The sequence below is a fragment of the Chitinophaga sp. YR573 genome (genome assembly GCF_900110995.1).
In the GTDB taxonomy this organism is placed as follows: Bacteria; Bacteroidota; Bacteroidia; order Chitinophagales; family Chitinophagaceae; genus Chitinophaga.
The window spans coordinates 165060-182190 of the sequence record NZ_FOJF01000001.1 but is presented as its reverse complement, the minus strand read 5'-3'; the positions used below and the strand labels follow the sequence as shown (position 1 = coordinate 182190).

Sequence of the window (17131 nt, the reverse complement as noted above, 5' to 3'; positions counted from 1 at the left end):
TTTTTTAGTATGCTATTCTCCAATTTGTTCCATCGCTGATGTAGCTATTAGGTGGGATACCTGTGATGGTTATATTGTTACCATACACCCCGGCAGATGTTTCAATCTGCCCTATGGGAGTGAAAAGTGTTGCTGTTTGTGATCCCAAATTGGTACGAACAAAGAACCTTCTGCCCTTAACTAATGTGGGCCGTGGTAGGGTTATAGTCGCACTGACTGCATCGACAATTACAAAAGATGTTGTAATATCAAATGTGTAATTCCCTGTTACGGTAATTTCATTTTCATAATAGGTGTCGACATATAGACCATTATCAATCCAAGCATTTATAGAGTCGTTGGTACTGACTTGTATTGTATACACCGCCGTATCTTTTACGCCCGATCCTTTGAATATATCAAACAGCCACTTACCGTTATGATACCTGGTACTAATAGGTGAACCGCCGTTCGCAATACCGAATCCAATGTCTGCGGTATCCGAAGCAAAAAAGCGTAATGATCCATATGGGTTATATACTGCTATTGCATTATTTTTCCTTGAGGACATACCTATGTATCCTCGCGGAGTGCCATTTTGATCATAAAATCTTAAGACAGCACTTGTAGTATCGCTGCCTCTCTGAATTCTTATAGCATCTGAAGGAGCTCCTCCATTTTCCGGCTCTTTAAACCAACCAATACCTTGAATTTTGAAGCTATCTGTATTAAATATAGAGAACTGATCTTTTATATAATTTAATGCATTAATAGAAAAGCTTGTTTCGTCATATAACCGTATCCATTTTTGCAGATTGCAATCAAAACGATAGAAATTGTTGTTGTAAATAGCTACTCTCCTGCAACTATCTTTTGAATTAATAATAGATACAAGTGTATCAGCTGGCAATGTAAGGCCCGAATCGGCCTTGATAAATGGAGCCTTGGTATTTGGCGCACTCTGATATTTCTGAGCACTAATAGCGCCTGAAAACAGCATAAATAATAATAATAACCTGTTTCTCATGTCAGTTTGTTTCCGTATAAATTAATGTACCAATCAGATAATCCTACACGCTGTAATACTGCTATTTGATCAGGATAATTTGTGAGTGTTGTAAAAGTGACAATCTTATTATCAGGATAGGTAGTATTCATATATGCCTTTGTCAATGCATCGCTATCGGTTGGTGTGTCTATCTCTACAGATCTAATATCTCCACCTAATGGTTCCCATATAGATGTAAGGCGATTCCATTTATATTGTACACCATCTTTCATGCCCACAGCATTATCAGATGTCGGATCAGGAAATCCATCTGCTATTTCAGGCAATGAAAATTCATTCATGGCTTGTATCTTACCATTCAACTTCTGCCAAACATTTATATCTTGAAAGTCACTCATGGATTAACAGTTAACAAACAAATCAAAATTACAATCCGTACTTATTCTGAGATCAGCATTTTATCAGTGGCAGGAAGGAATAGTTCTTTACTGTGTTCTCTGCACTACCAAAAGATTGTGTCCTTGCATGGTTATTATTATATCCTCCCACAGTGCCATTACTAGATGCCAACCATCCACCTCCGCCAAGATTATCGTTTCCTTCTTCATTCTCAACGCCATGTATATGCGCTTTTACAGCATCTTTCTGATATCCGCCTGGGAAATCAAATGTTCTGCCATTTTGATCCAGCCCATCACTACGATTTGAAAATCTGGCAAATGCTCCACGTAAATCTGGTACACGGAAGTTATCTGTATCACCTGTTGGTGCAAGAGCGAAACATCCTTTTCTGATTGGATTTCCATCGGTATCTAACTCATTCCATTCTGCATCTGTAATGAAACTTGCACCAACAGATTGAGCATATGCCCAAAGCCGGGGATAGGAATCTTTTCTCAGAAGCTGACCTTCAGCTATAATGGTATTTTTCGGTTGGTTGTATCCAAAAATCACCTCTCCAACTGTCAGGTAATTTCCGTAAGCTGTGACCACATACCATCCATCTGTTCCCCGGTATAACCAAAGATTATCACCTATACCCATCCACATTTGAGAATACCCGGATCCTGCGAAGTATATCAGCTGTCCGGCAGTAGTTGCAATTGTAGCCTGATAAGTGTTATTGATATTAGTTTCAATAGGTATGAGAGTATTCTCAGGAACATCGCTAATATCTGGCAAGTTATAAGTGACTTTATTTGTGCCGCCGGAGATATTGATCAGCTTATTCTTGTGCGCATCTGCCCAAGAAGTATTAGTAGTAACTAATACCATTCCAGTGATGAAGGATCCTGAATTGTTTATGATATCAGTATCACCACCCTGTAGCTTGGTTAATGTCAGGATGAATGTTTCATTCAACTTCATTACAGGAGACGTTCCTGTGAGAATGAATCCACCGGTGGAAATTATATTATACTCAGTCGTTTGCAACATGCCGACACCACGACGCTCCAAGGTAAACTCCTGACCTGAAATACTTGGCAGGTCCCATCTGAGGTTGTCTACATGTGTTGGATCAACTGTAAGCTCTATTATGCCGTTGTTAAGTACCGGTGTCTGAGGAATGCCCTCACCAATCAGCTTACTTCTCAGCTGATCAATGGTCATATATTTTGTCTTATTTTCACTTACATCCATTCCTCCGAGGATGTCATCATCCTGAATATCTGTGAACGTAGGCAATTCATTATGCCTGGCAGTTGGCAGATCCATAACACCGGCAATAGCCTGTCCTGTCTCTGTTATTGTACCGCTGAAAGCTATTTGTGACATTAACTTGATTTATATAGCTTCCCATCGCTGCCGATAGAAAGCGGGGTTAACGTTACGCCAATGGGGGGCGTTGTAATGTCCAGTATAATCAATGTACCCTGGTCAATAGTGACATCTCCTACCAGATTATTCTCACTGGCCTTATTATTCAATGAGCCGTTGATATCATTGATATCACGACCGGTTGCACCCTGCCCTGAATACAGATCCGCAATCGGGTTAGACGAAACAGTATCACTCAATACAAACTGGTAACTATACATATCCTCAAAGGATCGTGTAAATGATGTGATCCGGATCTGCCGGCTTACTTCCAATTCCGTATCCATGATATACACCATATTGCCTATGTCCGGAGTGATCCTTCTTTTTCTCATGTAAACAGGATCTACCGTTAATGCGTATGTTAGTAACGGATCGCTATTAGCATCTAACCAGGCTTGCGCTTTTATTCTCAATTCTTCCTCTGCCGCTGTAACATAGCTCTCCGGCATCTGGATATCCACCAACACATATAGGTCCGCAATGGCCGGCCGGAAGTCCACGCTGGGTACATCAATGCTTTTTTCATTTTTGTTTTTTAGTACAGTGAATTCCTTAGTGCTGTTATCAAACTTCTGAATATCGAATGTGTAACCGGCCAGCTGACCAGTATTGAAAGTGACCTTTGCACTTACACCGGGTAGCAGGTAATCATTCACGTTGAAATCAATGGTAAGGTCTTTGAACCTATAGAAATTTGTAGCATCTACAGCGGTCACCTTACCGGTACGATGTGGATATATTGTATCAAATATCTCAGTATGCTCTATCGTTCCATACAGTGCGGTATTCTTCTCCAGATATATTTCACCAACAGATACCGGTAGTTTTAACCTGGTTGAATAGTTTCTGTAATCAGGAGGAAGGTTCTTATCTGAACCGAATGCATATAACCTGGTGATGACGTTAGAACTATCCAAATTAGATCTGGTAATATCATACAGACCTCTATCTTTCCCAATACGGAAGGTATATCCGGTATCCTTTTGTTTCTTCGCCAGGTGTATTGTTTTACCTTCTATTTTGTATTCAGTATTGAATTGAGTTGCCAGCCGGCTGAGTACTTCCAGACAACTCTCTGCTTGAAAACTCATGTTCACATAATCAGCAACGATCACTTCCCCCTTTAGCCAGCCGCTGCCTATCCTATTTGCATTTTGTATAAGCAGGTCAATAAAAGAAGATGGGTTACCCATCAACGAGAAATCACCCTCCTGTAGTTCATTATCTTCATTCAGGAACATATATTGAACCTTTGCCAGATCGTAATAGGCGGCCTGCATGGTCAGGTTGTATTCATAGAAGTACTTTGATTGCTTCTTGATTACAGGTAATTTGTTGATATAGTATTTTTCTCCATACACTTCACACCAATCACCTATACGAAAGAGGATATAAGTGCTGAGATCAAATTGAAGATTGATCACATTGTCACCCATTACAGCCTTACTCTGATTGCTATTGCTATCCGGTTTGATCGTAGTAATAATTACCGGATCTGGTGAACCATTTCTTTTTATGTCGATAGCAATCATGTGATCAGGAATCTATTATCGTCAGTAATAATGAACACATTGCTGGCATCAACGGTAGGATTCTTCTCTATCAAATTTATCTGAAACTTACACGCTACCTTTCCAGCATTTATTCCTATTTTAATACGTGTATACCTGGTGAAACTTGGACATTCACTATAATACACATAGTAAGAAGTTCCAAATTCAGCAAGTTCCAATCTTCTCAAATCTGGTTGTACAAGCATTGCAATGAATGCGTTATATTTTATTCTGAATTCCTCTGGCGTAGATACAATTAAGTTGCAACTCAATGTAACAGGACGTGATTCAAAGTATACGCGAGATAGATCTACGTCAATCCCATTCTCATCTTGCCAGTCATGACTTATACTACTTTTTCTCTTCGGAAATTTCAGTAAGTCATCACTACCCGACTCTATGGTAACACCGTATACCAGGTACAGGTCCTTTCCATCCATCCAATATTGTCCTGTAGGATATCCCATTATGATCTGAGTTTTATTCCTTGTGTTTCCAATAATCTCAACCTGCTATCTATGCTCACCAAGTAAGATGTATCCCCTTTGATATCATTGAGTATCATCAAATGTTGATTCATTACCTGCAGCTGTTGCATGCCGGTCTGCCGGAGTCCTCCGAACTGTCCCGCCAATAAGTCCGCCTGTTGTTCTGTAATACCTTTTATTGCTCCGGAAAGACTGTTGACGTTTTGGTCATTATTAGGATTCTGTAGAATTGAAAGTCCTGCCTGTTCTGCTGCTTCCTGTGCGGCTTTTAGCTGATCATCAAATTGTGATGTAAGGCCTGAGTATTGCTTAAAGAAATTAGTAAGATCATCCTGCCAATTCATATCCCCACCTTGCTTAAATGAATCTTGCATCTCCTTTTGAAGAGCATCAAATGCAGACCCAAATACATTATTGAATATCATTTGGGTAATAATATTGTCTAATGTTTTTTGCACAGATTCTGCGAATGCCTTAGCTGAATCGGTACCTTGCTCAAAGGCATCTACTAATGCATTTCTTAGATCGCCTCCGAGATCACCAGCTAAGTCAGAAATTATATTTTTAATTTGGTCGTTCGCTTTATCAATGGCATCTTGCCAGTCAAGTGTATCCTGTATAAGTACTTTTGTGGAATCACTTACCAGGTTATTTTGTATGAGTGTCTTTGCTAAATCTTTATTTACTTCTATTACACCATCATCTGTCTTTTGAAGCAATTCGGGATATTCAGAAAGTAGTGCTGTGTATACATCTTTTTTCTTCTTTGAAAAAAGACCTACAATCCCACCTACAACAGCTCCTATTGCTGCTCCAATTGGCCCAAACGCAGCCCCTGCTACTGCTCCAGTTCCTGCACCTTTTAATACATTTCCCCAATCAACAGCATTCCTTAAACCAACCTTAGCTTGACCATCAGAAAGGGCCTTAATAGCTTCCTGATATTTAGACTGAGCATCTGTTAGAGCATTAATTCCATCCCTCAGTTGTCCCTGATAATTAACTAGGAATACATTTCCCTTCAGTTGAGCATTTAGTCTGATAGCTTCATTAAGTGAAAGATTATATTGCTCTTGCTGGTTAATTAAGTCTTGAGTGAACTGCTTTTCAGCTTTAGCACGTTGAGCCGCAGCACTGATAAGCATAGAAGTAAGCTGTAAAGCTCCCTGAATAACTCCAGAAATTTTATCCCCAGTACTATGCTCCTGCCCCATACTACTGTAAACAGAAGACAATGAAGAGGCAAGTTTTCCTAGCCCAGAAATAGTGTTTGATAGTCCTGAATTAGTATCTCCTATTGAAGAGGCAATTGATTCTAATCCGGTAGATACGGACTGAAAAACTTTGGCTATTTCCTTGTATTGTTCAATATTTATTTTACTATCTGTATTTTTTGATTGGCCGTTTAACTTTTGTAGTTCTGCATTTAGTTTGTTCAGTTCTTTTATATAATTACTTATATCCCCTTTAGAGTTTAATATCGCTACTTGAAGTGCCTTTATTTTTGCTAAAACAGTAGTTTTATTTACATCAATCTCTGATTTTTCAGCAAACAATTTTTGTAATGTGATTACAGTTGGATTGTCTATAATCTCTTGAAATGAGGCTATTTGTGCTGCTGCTGCTGCATCTAAATTTTCAAGAATAACTCGTAACTGATGATCGGTATATTTATCATCTAACTTTTTCTTTTCAACAAGATTATTTGAGTGTATCTCCAATATTTTCGATGCAAGTAGCTTTTCATCTTCAATTTGGCTTTGCACTTTAGCAATATCAAGTTGTTCTTGTTTATCAATGAGCTGCTTCTTTATATCAAGTTCATCATCGGACCATTTTTGTGCAGCAGATAATTTTGTATTAAGGGTAGAAATATTTGTGCTGATATCTGCCTCAGAAGCGGAGAAGTTATATTTTTTAGTATTTTCTAAAATATCACGATCTCTGGTAGCAGTTATCTCTGCTATTTTAGAAGCATTGCCATTTGCTTGTGCTATTTCTTTTTCTGCTTGGATGTCAATAAGTGCGGACTTGGCATTAAACTCTTCAAAGCTGCCTTTCTTAGTACGGGCAAGCGTAGCTTTAGCATAGTTCTCCTGATCATCCAGTCCTTTAATAAGTATCTGTCTATTTAGATCATAAGTTGCACGGGCAGCATCTGCATTGATCTTCTGAATTTCTCCTGCTGTAAGATTGACGTTGGCTAATTGTGCCTTTCTTTCTGCTTCAATAGCGGCGATCTGCGCTCTCAATTCCTGGAAGGATCCCTCTCTTGCTATTGATACTCTCGCTTCAACTGCAGCGGTAGCAGATTTTACCGCATTGTCTTTTGCCTTCTTTGCCTGTTCTGCCGCCAGTTCTTCAGACTTAGCATTACCTGATTCTAAAGTGTCGGCAATGCCTTTTGAGTAATCAAATATTGATTTGAGCCTCTTCTCCTGGGATTCAAGCAATTCAAGCTGCTTCTTTTGCTCTTTTGTACGATCAGCTTCAGGTATAGAAACAATAAAGCTTTTTTGCTGAATAATATTTTCAAGCTGGGCTTCCATTATGCCCAACTTCTGTTTATCTACATCTAGGAATGCGAGTTGCTTAATCGCTTCTTCCCTAGATGCATTATTTGCTTTAACCTTTAAATCAAGTATTTCTTTTTCTGATTTACCCTGAGCTTGTGCAAGGGTAACAGCATTCTGATAGTTTTGAACGCGATCACTGCCCGCAAGGGCCTGTAAACCTGATAATTCATTAAGTAACTCTTGTGTCTCAGCAAGAGCTTTATTGAGTTCGATGGCTTTCTCTGTTTCGCTTTTCGTATTTTCTATCAGATATCCTATGGCACCAACTACTGCTGTAACTGCGATCAACAATGCTCCTACAGGGTTGGCGGCAATAGCATCATTTAGGCTCCATTGTGCAGCGGCTGCACCTTCAGTTGCTACTGCCTGTGCGGTTTCTGCACCAGCTGCAACGACAGCCGCAGCTGCTTCTTCGGTAGATGCAACAGCGGTGAGCCTTCTATACGTAGCCAGCAGGTATTGTGAAACGGCGCTCTCCTTATTTACCAGGGCAAGAAACTGCTCCGCTCCACCTACAAGGGTAAGTACAGCAAATAACTTTGCCATTGTCTGCTGCAACTGCTCGTTGCTGCCTGAAAAAAGGGCTATTGCAGAACTGGTAGCAGTAAATGCACCTACCAGGCCATTAACACCTGCTTTTGCAGCTGTAATGCCTGATGTATTGGATCCAGTAAGCCTGATCTCATTGCGAACATTCTGAATATTGCTTTGTAACTCTGCAGCTTCATCAATCAGATCTTGAAATCCCAGGTCCGTAGGCTCCATGGTTGCAAGAATCTCTTTGATCTCTCTCAACCTGGCAGATGCCGTTTGTGCCTTCCCTTCGGTTTCTGATAATGCCCCGGTAATTTCATTGATTTGTGACTTCGTTTCAGCAAGTGAATCATTGTATTGTTGAACGGATGCTTCTGCAGGTGCAAGAGTTAATGCTTCTCTTAACCTGGTTGCATAATCAGTAAGCTCTTTTAATTTAGCCTTGAGTTGATCCTGAGAGGAAGTGTTTATATCTATTTTATCAGGAGCATTGCCAACGTTTCCATACCCGGCAGAACCATTTAACTTGATCATCTTCGCCTGAACAACATCCAATTGTTCATATACTTTTCCAAGTTCATCTTTCAGTTGAGTAATGGACTCCGGAGTAGAAGCTGATTTAAGTGTTTCTTCAAGCTGTGTAGCTTTCGCATCCAGCGCTGCATATTGATCATTAAGTTCACCCAAAGGAGTGATAGCGCCCTTTATAGCTTGTGCAGTAGTTTCGAGGTTTTGAGATACATTTTGTGCAATATCTTGCGTGGAACCCTGATTGACTACATCTTGAAGGTCTTTTATCTTATTGCGGAGATCTACAGCGGCCTCGGATGTTTTACCAAGTTGCTGTTCATTATCGGTAAGGAACTTTAATATTACATTAAGGCCTTCGGCATCAGTAGCAACGCCTTTAAGTTGCTCATCAAGCTCTTTTATCTTTTCAACCCCAAACGTGCTATTGAGAAATTCAGATACTGTATTTGACAGACCTCTGAACTTCTCATCTACTTCTTCAATAGGTTTGGTATCAAAGGCATTGGCAGCAGTTACGGCAGCAGCATACATCGCCTTATTAGCCTCATTAACGGATTCGGCTATTTCATTGAAACTCTTTTTAAGCTTTTCAGCTTCAGCAGCTACCTGATCTTCAGTTTCTGAAAAATCAATTCCAGCCGTGAACTGTAATGAACCATCGAATACCTCTACTCCCATCCAAATAAAATTTATAAGCCTAAAAATCCACTCAGATTAGATCCTGATAACTCTTCTGCATCCTCATCATCTATATCATCCGAGTCTTTTTTGTATTGAGGTATAGTAGCAGAAAGCATTAATACATTGGGCCAGCTGATTTCCCAAAGAATGTATTCCAACGTACCATTTTGACCGGTTAACCGGAAGTACTTTATTAGTCCTCCGATGGTCCCCCAAAGGCTATTTTCTCCTTTGGATTTAGTAGGCTCACTCCGCGAATGGAGATGATAGTAGTCATAAAAGGCACAACATTCAATTGCTTGACGATAACCATAGCAATGTCCATCAATTCAGAGCTGGTGAGGTTTTCCTTGATGAAGGAAATCATACTTTTTGTAGGACCTGATTTAGTATTGACAATAGCAGTTGCTATAACTTCCGCTAAAGCATCCCCATGCTTATTGAGTACCTGGTAGTTTGCGTCAAGCGTAGTAAGATCTCCTTTGTAAGGCATCACATCAATATCCAAAAGAAGCCTGGATATGCGAATCATATTTCCTAAGGTGGCAGGTTTGATATGGAATGTTCGTTTTGCCGGCAACCAGCGTAATTTAATTCCTAATCGTTCCCACCACCTTGGGTTTAATACGTCCACATCAATCCGGATGGCTTTATCGAGTATGGTGTCAGCTGTATCGAATAATACTTGCTTTTCCTGCATGGGTTACGATGGTGTTGTGATAGATATCTCCGGTGTATTGTCTTTTGTAGGAAGCAAAGCATACAACGTCAGATCCACCTGAGCCAGTTTGTTTTTTTGCAGGTTCCACTGGAAAACAGCAGTAATATTACCGCGAGGTATCTGGATGATAGTGCCATCTTTCATGGTTACTTTACAGGATACCTCAATATTTGGTGTGTCAGCAGGTTTGTTCCAGGTATTATTACCACTAGCATCTACTGTAACAGTTCCGCCTTTTACACGGACCAGGGCAGCAGGTTCCACATTATAAGAACTCCACTTGATTGACAACTTACCATCTACGGTAGCCGTAAAAAATGGTGCAGTTTGTTCTTCAATATTGAAGTCTGTAACGTTAGGAGAATCGTTTGATAATACCGCGGTATCACTCACGGTAGCACCGAATTCTGTGAGTGCGGTTCCCATGCCGCCGTCACCAGCGACATCACCGAACTCAATTTTTTTCAGACCTATTCTAGCTTTTCCAGCCATGGGTTAACAGTTTAAATATTTACTGAATAAAATGTTATTCGAAAGTTTACGTAATGGGCGTTTGTTTGTTCATCTTCGAACACAGTCTGACTTTGTATGTCATAATTAATTTGACCATCATCAGACCATACATCTGTTAATGACGAAGCGGCTATGTCGGCTAATTGTTCCAGGCGTACATGATCAGGCTGAGAGTTGTCTTGCGCTCCATTATTACTAAGCAGCAGGTTAGGTACATGAATGTTGACATTTATTAACCCTTCCTGTAGCTGTAGGTTTACAATGGTTGGGCTATTGATGATTACATCTTCCTTCTTTGAATTCAATGGACGTTTCTGCTTATACACACCGCCATTTACGGCAGTTTTAAGCGGGCTTTCGTTGAGCCTCTTCCAAACGATATCAATTGCCTTCAATGTCGTGATCATAGTCTTTGAATCTTCTTAAAGATGCTCTCAATAGCTTTCTTCAATTCATCCTTTGCGATGATGCTTGAACTAGCAATAACGTCAAATCCAAGGCTCTCAACAGCAGCTGCGTAATTCATCCCGGCAACACAGATAAGAACAAATCCTTTAGGAAATTTCTCTCCGATCTCTTGGGCCTTCTCCTGGCCAATCTGAAAACCTCCCTTACCCTCAATTTTTGTTTCTCCATCCCCTGATGTTGTTTTCCTGAAGTTTGAAATCAGTTGTTTGCCATCTTTTAGAATGATGTATCCTATTGAGTTTCGAAGGTTGCCAGTTCGATCAGTGAAAGTTGCATTCTCTCTGGCATTCTTGACAAAGTTTTCTCCTATGTATTGAAGCCTTTCGAAATATGCTTTACTAATCAAATCCAGTTTACCATTTAATAGCTTTTCTATTTGAGCAGCAGTAAACTTAGGCTTGATCTTTATTACAGCCATAGCCGGGAATTCAATTGCCCCTGAGAGAAACGCAGCACTGCACCGGCAGTAACTGGGCTGCTGGTAATACTTACTCGTGTACCATCTTGTAGTGGAGTAGTCCCTCTTGGCATATACACTATTGATGAATACACGATTAGACTTCCATCTGCAACCTGTACCTGCCTGCCGCCACCATTCGGTTCAACCCGGCATTTGATTTCCCTTGTAGTATCGCTACCAGGTACCCAATTACCATCATCATCCTGATGTGACTCAGCGACGATTGTAGCAGTGAGGGTATGTGGGTATTGAACTACCATGGTTTGATGCCGGTTATAGTAGGTGTAGCAGTTAAGTTATCAGGTAAGCCCAGTTCATTAGCCAACCAGGAATACCACGCTTTGATGCCGGCATAATTCCATTTTTCTGAATAGCCACCTTCTGAGATATCCTTAATACCCGCAAGCATGGCTGGTATCTGATAGTACATAGCAGTTTTAAGGGCTGTAGTATTTGATACTACAGCATCCCCGTCAATGCCCTGCTCTATCATGAGTAAGTCTATCTCATCAGATGTTACTCCGAACTTTCCCAACTGAAGCGTTAAGTATTCCTTGTTCGTCATTTCAAAATGATTAATCGTGAACTGCATTAAGCAGGAAAATGCCATCAATCGTATCGAAGCTTGGGAAAGCGTTCAATTCGGATTTTGTCCATTCTCCATAAGGCTCGTTTGCACTCCATTTTGAAATCAATGCGCGTTGATATGAGGCATAGCTTACGCCAGCCACAGGTTTTACCTGTTCAATAGCAATTGCATTCTTAATGGTACCTAATGGGCCACTTGGAACAAAAACAGCATTATCCTCATTGAATGGACGCATTGGTGTTATAATGCCATCCTTTTCAATACCGACTACCTGATCTATTATTTCAATTACAGGTAAGCGATTAGCTGAAAGGAATTCATTTACACGATCCAGAGTAGTTACTGCGACAGGATTAAGTCCGGAGCCGGCTTTAGGACCATACAGGAACGACAGCATGGTATCTATTACCTCTTTAGTCTTGATGAATTTCATCCATAAGACATCACTCATCAGGATCCTGTCTATTGATCTGCCAGCATCCTGTGCAGCCTTCTTTACAGTTTGTATATCTGTAATTGGGGTTGCGGATGCTGCAGTATCCCAGGTCACGGCAGATTGCTTAATGTTGCCAGGAGGCATAAGGAGATCAAGCGCCTGAGTAAGAATGACACCATCAGGGTTGTTCAGTGTAGTGAGGCTTACCTTACCCGTACTCAATCCTTCAAGGACCATATAATCAATACGCTTCATTGCTGCATTACCTACTTTCAATACATCATTGAAAATCAGATCGAGCATCTGATCACGTCTTACCGTATCTGACACTTGCATACTTTGCATTGTCAGAAAGTCGCGGTAATCATCCTCTGTCATGTTGAACATCTCTTTAATAGCAGGAATAGCTCCTGATAATTTTGAGAGTTCTCCACGCGCTCTTAATGGAGTGCTGGAGTTTCTGCTTACTACAGAAGCCGCAGCTTCAATGCGGGAAGCTCCTAATATTGAGGTATAGGTCAGGCTTACCTGTGGAGGCGCCCAACCAAATACACTTGGAAACCAGGTAGGAGCGAATCTGTCCTGGCTACGGTCGATCATCAGCTGCATGCTATCAGCATAAGCGCCGAAAATTGATTTTAATTTTGCCATTTTTTAGTCCTCCTATGATTTAGAATGATTGTGAGAAAATGATCAGCGGCAATAATGTTTTGATACCTGTGGTATATCCAGGTGCGCGGCGTTCATAGACGGTACCACGAACTACTACTGATAAATCAGCATCAGTTGAAATGGTAACATCTTCATTGAGTAACCCGCGAGGTGTTACAGATAAAGCCGCACTTGTTGCGCCTGTAGCACTTGATTGGAATACGCCATCACCTGCAGTAACAGCACCGATAGAAGTGCCTACAGTAAGTGTATCGTAAACGTTTGAACCAGTTGTGTCAATTGCAGTAATAGCATATGCCTTACCACCGACTACATTGCCTATATAGTCGCCAATGTTGAACAGGGACCCTTTTTTCAATTTATAAGCAGTTGCGGATCCACCAGCATTTTCATATACCTGACCAGTTTTAAGCACCTTTGCCATACGAGTAGATTCATCGTATGCAATAGGCGCACCTGCAGGAATTGTACTCCCTTTTGTAAGACCAGTATTATCCAGAGTGAAACCCCCTTGAGCAGTTTCAAAAACCTTCTGAAATATTGGAATGCCAGAGGATACAACTTCTTTTGTTAACTGTAAACTCATGGTTTAAGCTTTTGTTTGTGAAGTAGGTGGTTTATGGCTATCGACCCATGAGCCGATATCTGCCTCTACCTTTGTCTTTTCTACATTGACAGAATTGCCGCTACCGGGGATGGTATTCGTACTGAAGCCCTGATTAGCCAGTTCTTGCTTATACGAATTGTGGTCTGCTTCAATTTCAGCCAATACTGTTTCAATGTCTTCTGCCTTTTCAACCAAACGTCCTTTAGCCAGTACAACTGGTATTTTCTTCTCAATGAGTTTTTCATTAAGCTGTTGAGAGAAGGATTTTTGTTGATCCTTCTTTTCATACCCGTCAACTTTTGCTGTCAGAGCTGTTACAGCCTGAACAAGTTTGGCAATTTCAGAGTCACCACCCTTTTCAGGTTTGTCTTTTGGATTTGGATTGGCAGGATCCTTTTTCTCATCATCCTGTTCTGTTGCAGGCACATATCCCTTACGGGCATCTGTTGCACGACGATCACCTTCTTTTTGAAGGAATGCAGCATAGTCAGTAATAGAAAGAGGAAGGTTGTCAAGTTCGCCGATGGCCCCTTGTATTTGGTCTTCTGCTGTTACTTTTACGGCCATCTTATCCGCAATTTGTCCCAGCAATTCTTTAGGCACCCCTGGGTATTTGACACGCAGTTGTGCAAGGATTTTTTCCTTCATGAAGATGAATAGTTTGGTTACGAATATTCGTTATCACCAAACCCATTGTAAGTAGGAGAGAAAGAAAAAGTGGGTTAACAAACAATGTTTTTGATGACTAATTAAGAACAAAATTACTATCCGTACTTATTCCCAAACTTTTTATTGAAAATATTTTAAAATAATATTGGTTTTAACTTAAGCTGCTAACAATCCCATATATTTCTCATTATCTTCTATCCAGTAAGGAGTAGAGGATAGCCCGTTAATAGTATCTTTGTTTGCCTTGAGATATTTATAGAATTCTGCAGGCACATCATCTACCTGGTTAACACTCTTACCATCCCATTTACCTAATCCTAGTATCATATCTTCGTACTTATCCATCTCTTCTGCTGTAATAACGATTGGTGTCTGATAGCAGATACAGTGAGGGTGCCATCCTACCCATTTAAAATCTTTGGGGTAATTACCCTCAAGTGTGTCGCAGATATCCGGACGAGGATGTGCATCCGAAGTTTGCACCTTAATTCCAACAACAAACGGCTGGGATTTCCACCGTTCAAAATCTGCCGTCCGGTATGACATATTAGTTTCTGTGCGGGTAATGCGTAATGCATTTTTGAAGCTGGATCTGTAAACCCCCTGACCTGGTTTATATGCTAATGCTGCTTTTGATAATCTAAGCCGGCCATTTCGTCCTTTCACACGCCTAAATAGTTTATCCGGCTCTACCAGGTTCTTTTTCATGCTGGTAGCCATGGATTTGGCATTCTGGCCGTTAGCTATGCCTTCTGCAAGTCCATATTCCAGCTCTTGTCTGAATGGCTCCACTGCCTTAACAACTCTTTTTGACAGATTTAGACCCTTAGTGAGCCTGTTCTTAAAGGCATGCTTAGCCTTTATATTGCTATCAAATAGGGTTTTCTTTATACCTGCTGGTATCTTTATTCCTCTGAGATTTTTATCCAGGAAAATGTGATTCTTTTTATCGGAGAGGTCCCATGCCAAGTCAGTTGCACTCGATATAGTGATTTCTATCTTAGAGACAAGTGTTTTAAGAACCTCATCTACTCTTTTTTTCAGAGTAGGGTATAACGCAAGACTAAATATTGTGTCTTTATATGGTAATGATGCAGCAATAACAGACAGATCAACTATTGCATTATAATAGAACTCCCGTATTTCTCGTTCCTTCTGGTTCTGGAGTTTAACCAGCTTCTTTCCATATTCCTTTTGCTCGTCCATTAGGTTGTTACTGTAATTATATTGCGTTCTGCATCAAGTTCAAATTCATAATGATTACTTTGAAATGTGCCTTGCACCACCTCATACAATAATTCTCCTTCTTTACAGACTTTGATAGCTGTGATGATGCGAGGTAGCTGATCTTTATCAGTTTTCAGAAATACTATAGCTGTGATTTCATATTTATTTTTAATCACCATCATAATTACGCGTTTGCTATATCCGTTCCAAACAATCCTTCATCTGTCATCTTCTTTATTTCCGTATCAGCATCTGTAACTAATGGATTCTGTCTAATAGCAGATTCTTGGCTCATTACGGCCTTGCCACCACCTACTGCTTCTGTAAGTAAGCCGATTATTTCTTCAATATTTTTAGGCAGGTAATATTCGAATACCGGCTTGATATTTAATGTCAATGCCTTCTCAAATGCGCTAACATTTATCTTTGCCATGGCTGCTTTCAGGAAGTTTATCCGTCGTTGAATCCCCTTACCAAATATGCCTTCTTTGCGGGCTGCCTTTAAGTGTGCTGCAAGAAATAACATCTTCAGAGCAATTCCGGAGAATGTACCAAGCCCCTTCATTTCATCAAATGATATGTTTGGAGTATCAGTCATGCTATATATGACTTTCTCTAATCGTTCATTCTCCAGCTTAACTGCTTCAGACGCTTGCTCCCAGGTAAGATATTCGACAGTTGCTCCATTTTCAGTCTGTATTACTTTTCCTGATTCTCCTTTATCAGAGAACCCAGTTACTTTTCCTCCCACTTTCATCATAGGGCTACCGAAGTAATCATTTGTGTCCGCATTATTACTGGTGCTTGTTTCTATTCTATCAATTTCGGGCTGTACATCAGTCCATTCTGGCTGTGGTTGAGTATAATATATAATAGGTATTTTACCGGTAGCATTTGTTTGTGGAGTTGTTGTCCAAGCGCCTCCTTCTTTTGAACCTAAAACGATATTCTTATCTGTATAAAAATCAAAATGCTCAATTGTCTTATCTCCTACAGTTACCATATATCCTCTACCAAAGGCTATCATGTCACCGGTGATATCATAGACAGGATAAAGTGTGTCTCCAAGTGAAGGGGCGAGTACTCTCATCCTCATTCTATTTGCAGCACCTTCATTTGGAGTACCTGCCCAATAAAGATCATCAGCCGGTACAACATACCATAACTCTGCGCATTCTGTCTCACCCATCATTATTTCGGCTAATCCCATGGATTCATAATCCAATTTATTATCATCCCATGTTTTCTTAATTACGTATAATAGATTTTTCTGAGGATCATCCAATGGTTGACAGTCCATCTTAATAGGATTAGCACATAAGAATGCTGCTGCTACCTGAACAATCCTTTTTTGCATAGGTATTGGAAGTCTTGCAACTTCAACGACTGATGTTACATCTTTACCGTTGTCATCTTTCTTTTTGATGGTTTTATCTTGCCTTTTCGTCTTATCGGTTACATCATGTTGAGATGGATCTAGCTGTTTATTAATAGTTGCAGCATCTACCTTTTTCTTTGGTTTTTCAGCTATAAACTTTTTAACCAGGTCATCATAATTGCCTGATTGAAGTACTTGCAGCTCTTCTAATTCCATGGG

General features: G+C 40.3%; 19 protein-coding genes. All 19 read right to left on the bottom strand.

The genetic code is table 11. The features are described from left to right. Positions 1-4: 4 nt before the first annotated feature. Entirely contained in the window at positions 5-1006 is a 1002-nt protein-coding gene (locus BMW86_RS00805; protein ID WP_089778024.1) for a hypothetical protein, read from the bottom strand. Then, the gene (locus BMW86_RS00800; RefSeq protein ID WP_089778023.1) at positions 1003-1386 is read right to left on the bottom strand and encodes a hypothetical protein; all 384 of its coding nucleotides are present in this window, start codon (positions 1384-1386) and stop codon (positions 1003-1005) included. The genes BMW86_RS00805 and BMW86_RS00800 overlap by 4 nt, the downstream gene beginning before the upstream one ends. Before the next feature lie 52 nt (positions 1387-1438). Beyond that, complete coding sequence (locus BMW86_RS00795; RefSeq protein ID WP_089778022.1) at positions 1439-2764, bottom strand: hypothetical protein; 1326 nt, start codon at positions 2762-2764, stop codon at positions 1439-1441. Then, entirely contained in the window at positions 2764-4341 is a 1578-nt protein-coding gene (locus BMW86_RS00790; protein WP_089778020.1) for a phage tail protein, read from the bottom strand. Before BMW86_RS00790 ends, BMW86_RS00795 begins: the two co-directional genes overlap by 1 nt. Then, entirely contained in the window at positions 4338-4829 is a 492-nt protein-coding gene (locus tag BMW86_RS00785) for a hypothetical protein (RefSeq protein WP_089778018.1), read from the bottom strand. The genes BMW86_RS00790 and BMW86_RS00785 overlap by 4 nt, the downstream gene beginning before the upstream one ends. Continuing rightward, positions 4829-9169: a coiled-coil domain-containing protein gene (locus BMW86_RS00780; RefSeq protein WP_089778016.1), complete on the bottom strand. Its 4341-nt coding sequence runs from the start codon at positions 9167-9169 to the stop codon at positions 4829-4831. The genes BMW86_RS00785 and BMW86_RS00780 overlap by 1 nt, the downstream gene beginning before the upstream one ends. A gap of 11 nt (positions 9170-9180) precedes the next feature. Then, positions 9181-9330, bottom strand: a complete 150-nt coding sequence (locus BMW86_RS32690) for a hypothetical protein (RefSeq protein WP_177189119.1) — start codon at positions 9328-9330, stop codon at positions 9181-9183. Positions 9331-9365: 35 nt separating this feature from the next. Further along, a complete protein-coding gene (locus BMW86_RS00775; RefSeq protein ID WP_089778014.1) occupies positions 9366-9872 on the bottom strand; it encodes a hypothetical protein in 507 nt (168 codons plus the stop codon). A gap of 3 nt (positions 9873-9875) precedes the next feature. Then, entirely contained in the window at positions 9876-10385 is a 510-nt protein-coding gene (locus BMW86_RS00770) for a hypothetical protein (RefSeq protein ID WP_089778012.1), read from the bottom strand. An 11-nt stretch (positions 10386-10396) separates the two neighbouring features. Beyond that, positions 10397-10813 carry a hypothetical protein gene (locus BMW86_RS00765; RefSeq protein WP_089778010.1) on the bottom strand — a complete coding sequence of 139 codons (417 nt, stop codon included), beginning with the start codon at positions 10811-10813 and terminating at the stop codon, positions 10397-10399. Next, positions 10810-11292 carry a hypothetical protein gene (locus BMW86_RS00760; protein WP_089778008.1) on the bottom strand — a complete coding sequence of 161 codons (483 nt, stop codon included), beginning with the start codon at positions 11290-11292 and terminating at the stop codon, positions 10810-10812. Before BMW86_RS00760 ends, BMW86_RS00765 begins: the two co-directional genes overlap by 4 nt. Then, positions 11283-11594, bottom strand: a complete 312-nt coding sequence (locus BMW86_RS00755) for a hypothetical protein (RefSeq protein ID WP_089778006.1) — start codon at positions 11592-11594, stop codon at positions 11283-11285. The genes BMW86_RS00760 and BMW86_RS00755 overlap by 10 nt, the downstream gene beginning before the upstream one ends. Beyond that, positions 11588-11899, bottom strand: coding sequence for a DUF6706 family protein (locus tag BMW86_RS00750; RefSeq protein WP_143056445.1), 312 nt, complete (start codon positions 11897-11899; stop codon positions 11588-11590). The genes BMW86_RS00755 and BMW86_RS00750 overlap by 7 nt, the downstream gene beginning before the upstream one ends. Before the next feature lie 10 nt (positions 11900-11909). After that, positions 11910-13010, bottom strand: a complete 1101-nt coding sequence (locus tag BMW86_RS00745; RefSeq protein WP_089778000.1) for a major capsid protein — start codon at positions 13008-13010, stop codon at positions 11910-11912. Positions 13011-13029: 19 nt separating this feature from the next. After that, a complete protein-coding gene (locus tag BMW86_RS00740) occupies positions 13030-13617 on the bottom strand; it encodes a hypothetical protein (RefSeq protein WP_089777999.1) in 588 nt (195 codons plus the stop codon). 3 nt (positions 13618-13620) lie between these two features. Continuing rightward, positions 13621-14286 (bottom strand): hypothetical protein, encoded by a 666-nt coding sequence (locus tag BMW86_RS00735; protein ID WP_089777997.1) that lies wholly within the window; start codon positions 14284-14286, stop codon positions 13621-13623. 177 nt (positions 14287-14463) lie between these two features. After that, a complete protein-coding gene (locus tag BMW86_RS00730) occupies positions 14464-15513 on the bottom strand; it encodes a hypothetical protein (RefSeq protein ID WP_089777995.1) in 1050 nt (349 codons plus the stop codon). Further along, positions 15513-15716 carry a hypothetical protein gene (locus BMW86_RS00725; protein WP_089777993.1) on the bottom strand — a complete coding sequence of 68 codons (204 nt, stop codon included), beginning with the start codon at positions 15714-15716 and terminating at the stop codon, positions 15513-15515. The genes BMW86_RS00730 and BMW86_RS00725 overlap by 1 nt, the downstream gene beginning before the upstream one ends. Before the next feature lie 2 nt (positions 15717-15718). Beyond that, a complete protein-coding gene (locus BMW86_RS00720) occupies positions 15719-17128 on the bottom strand; it encodes a phage portal protein (protein WP_089777991.1) in 1410 nt (469 codons plus the stop codon). Between the last annotated feature and the right edge of the window lie 3 nt (positions 17129-17131).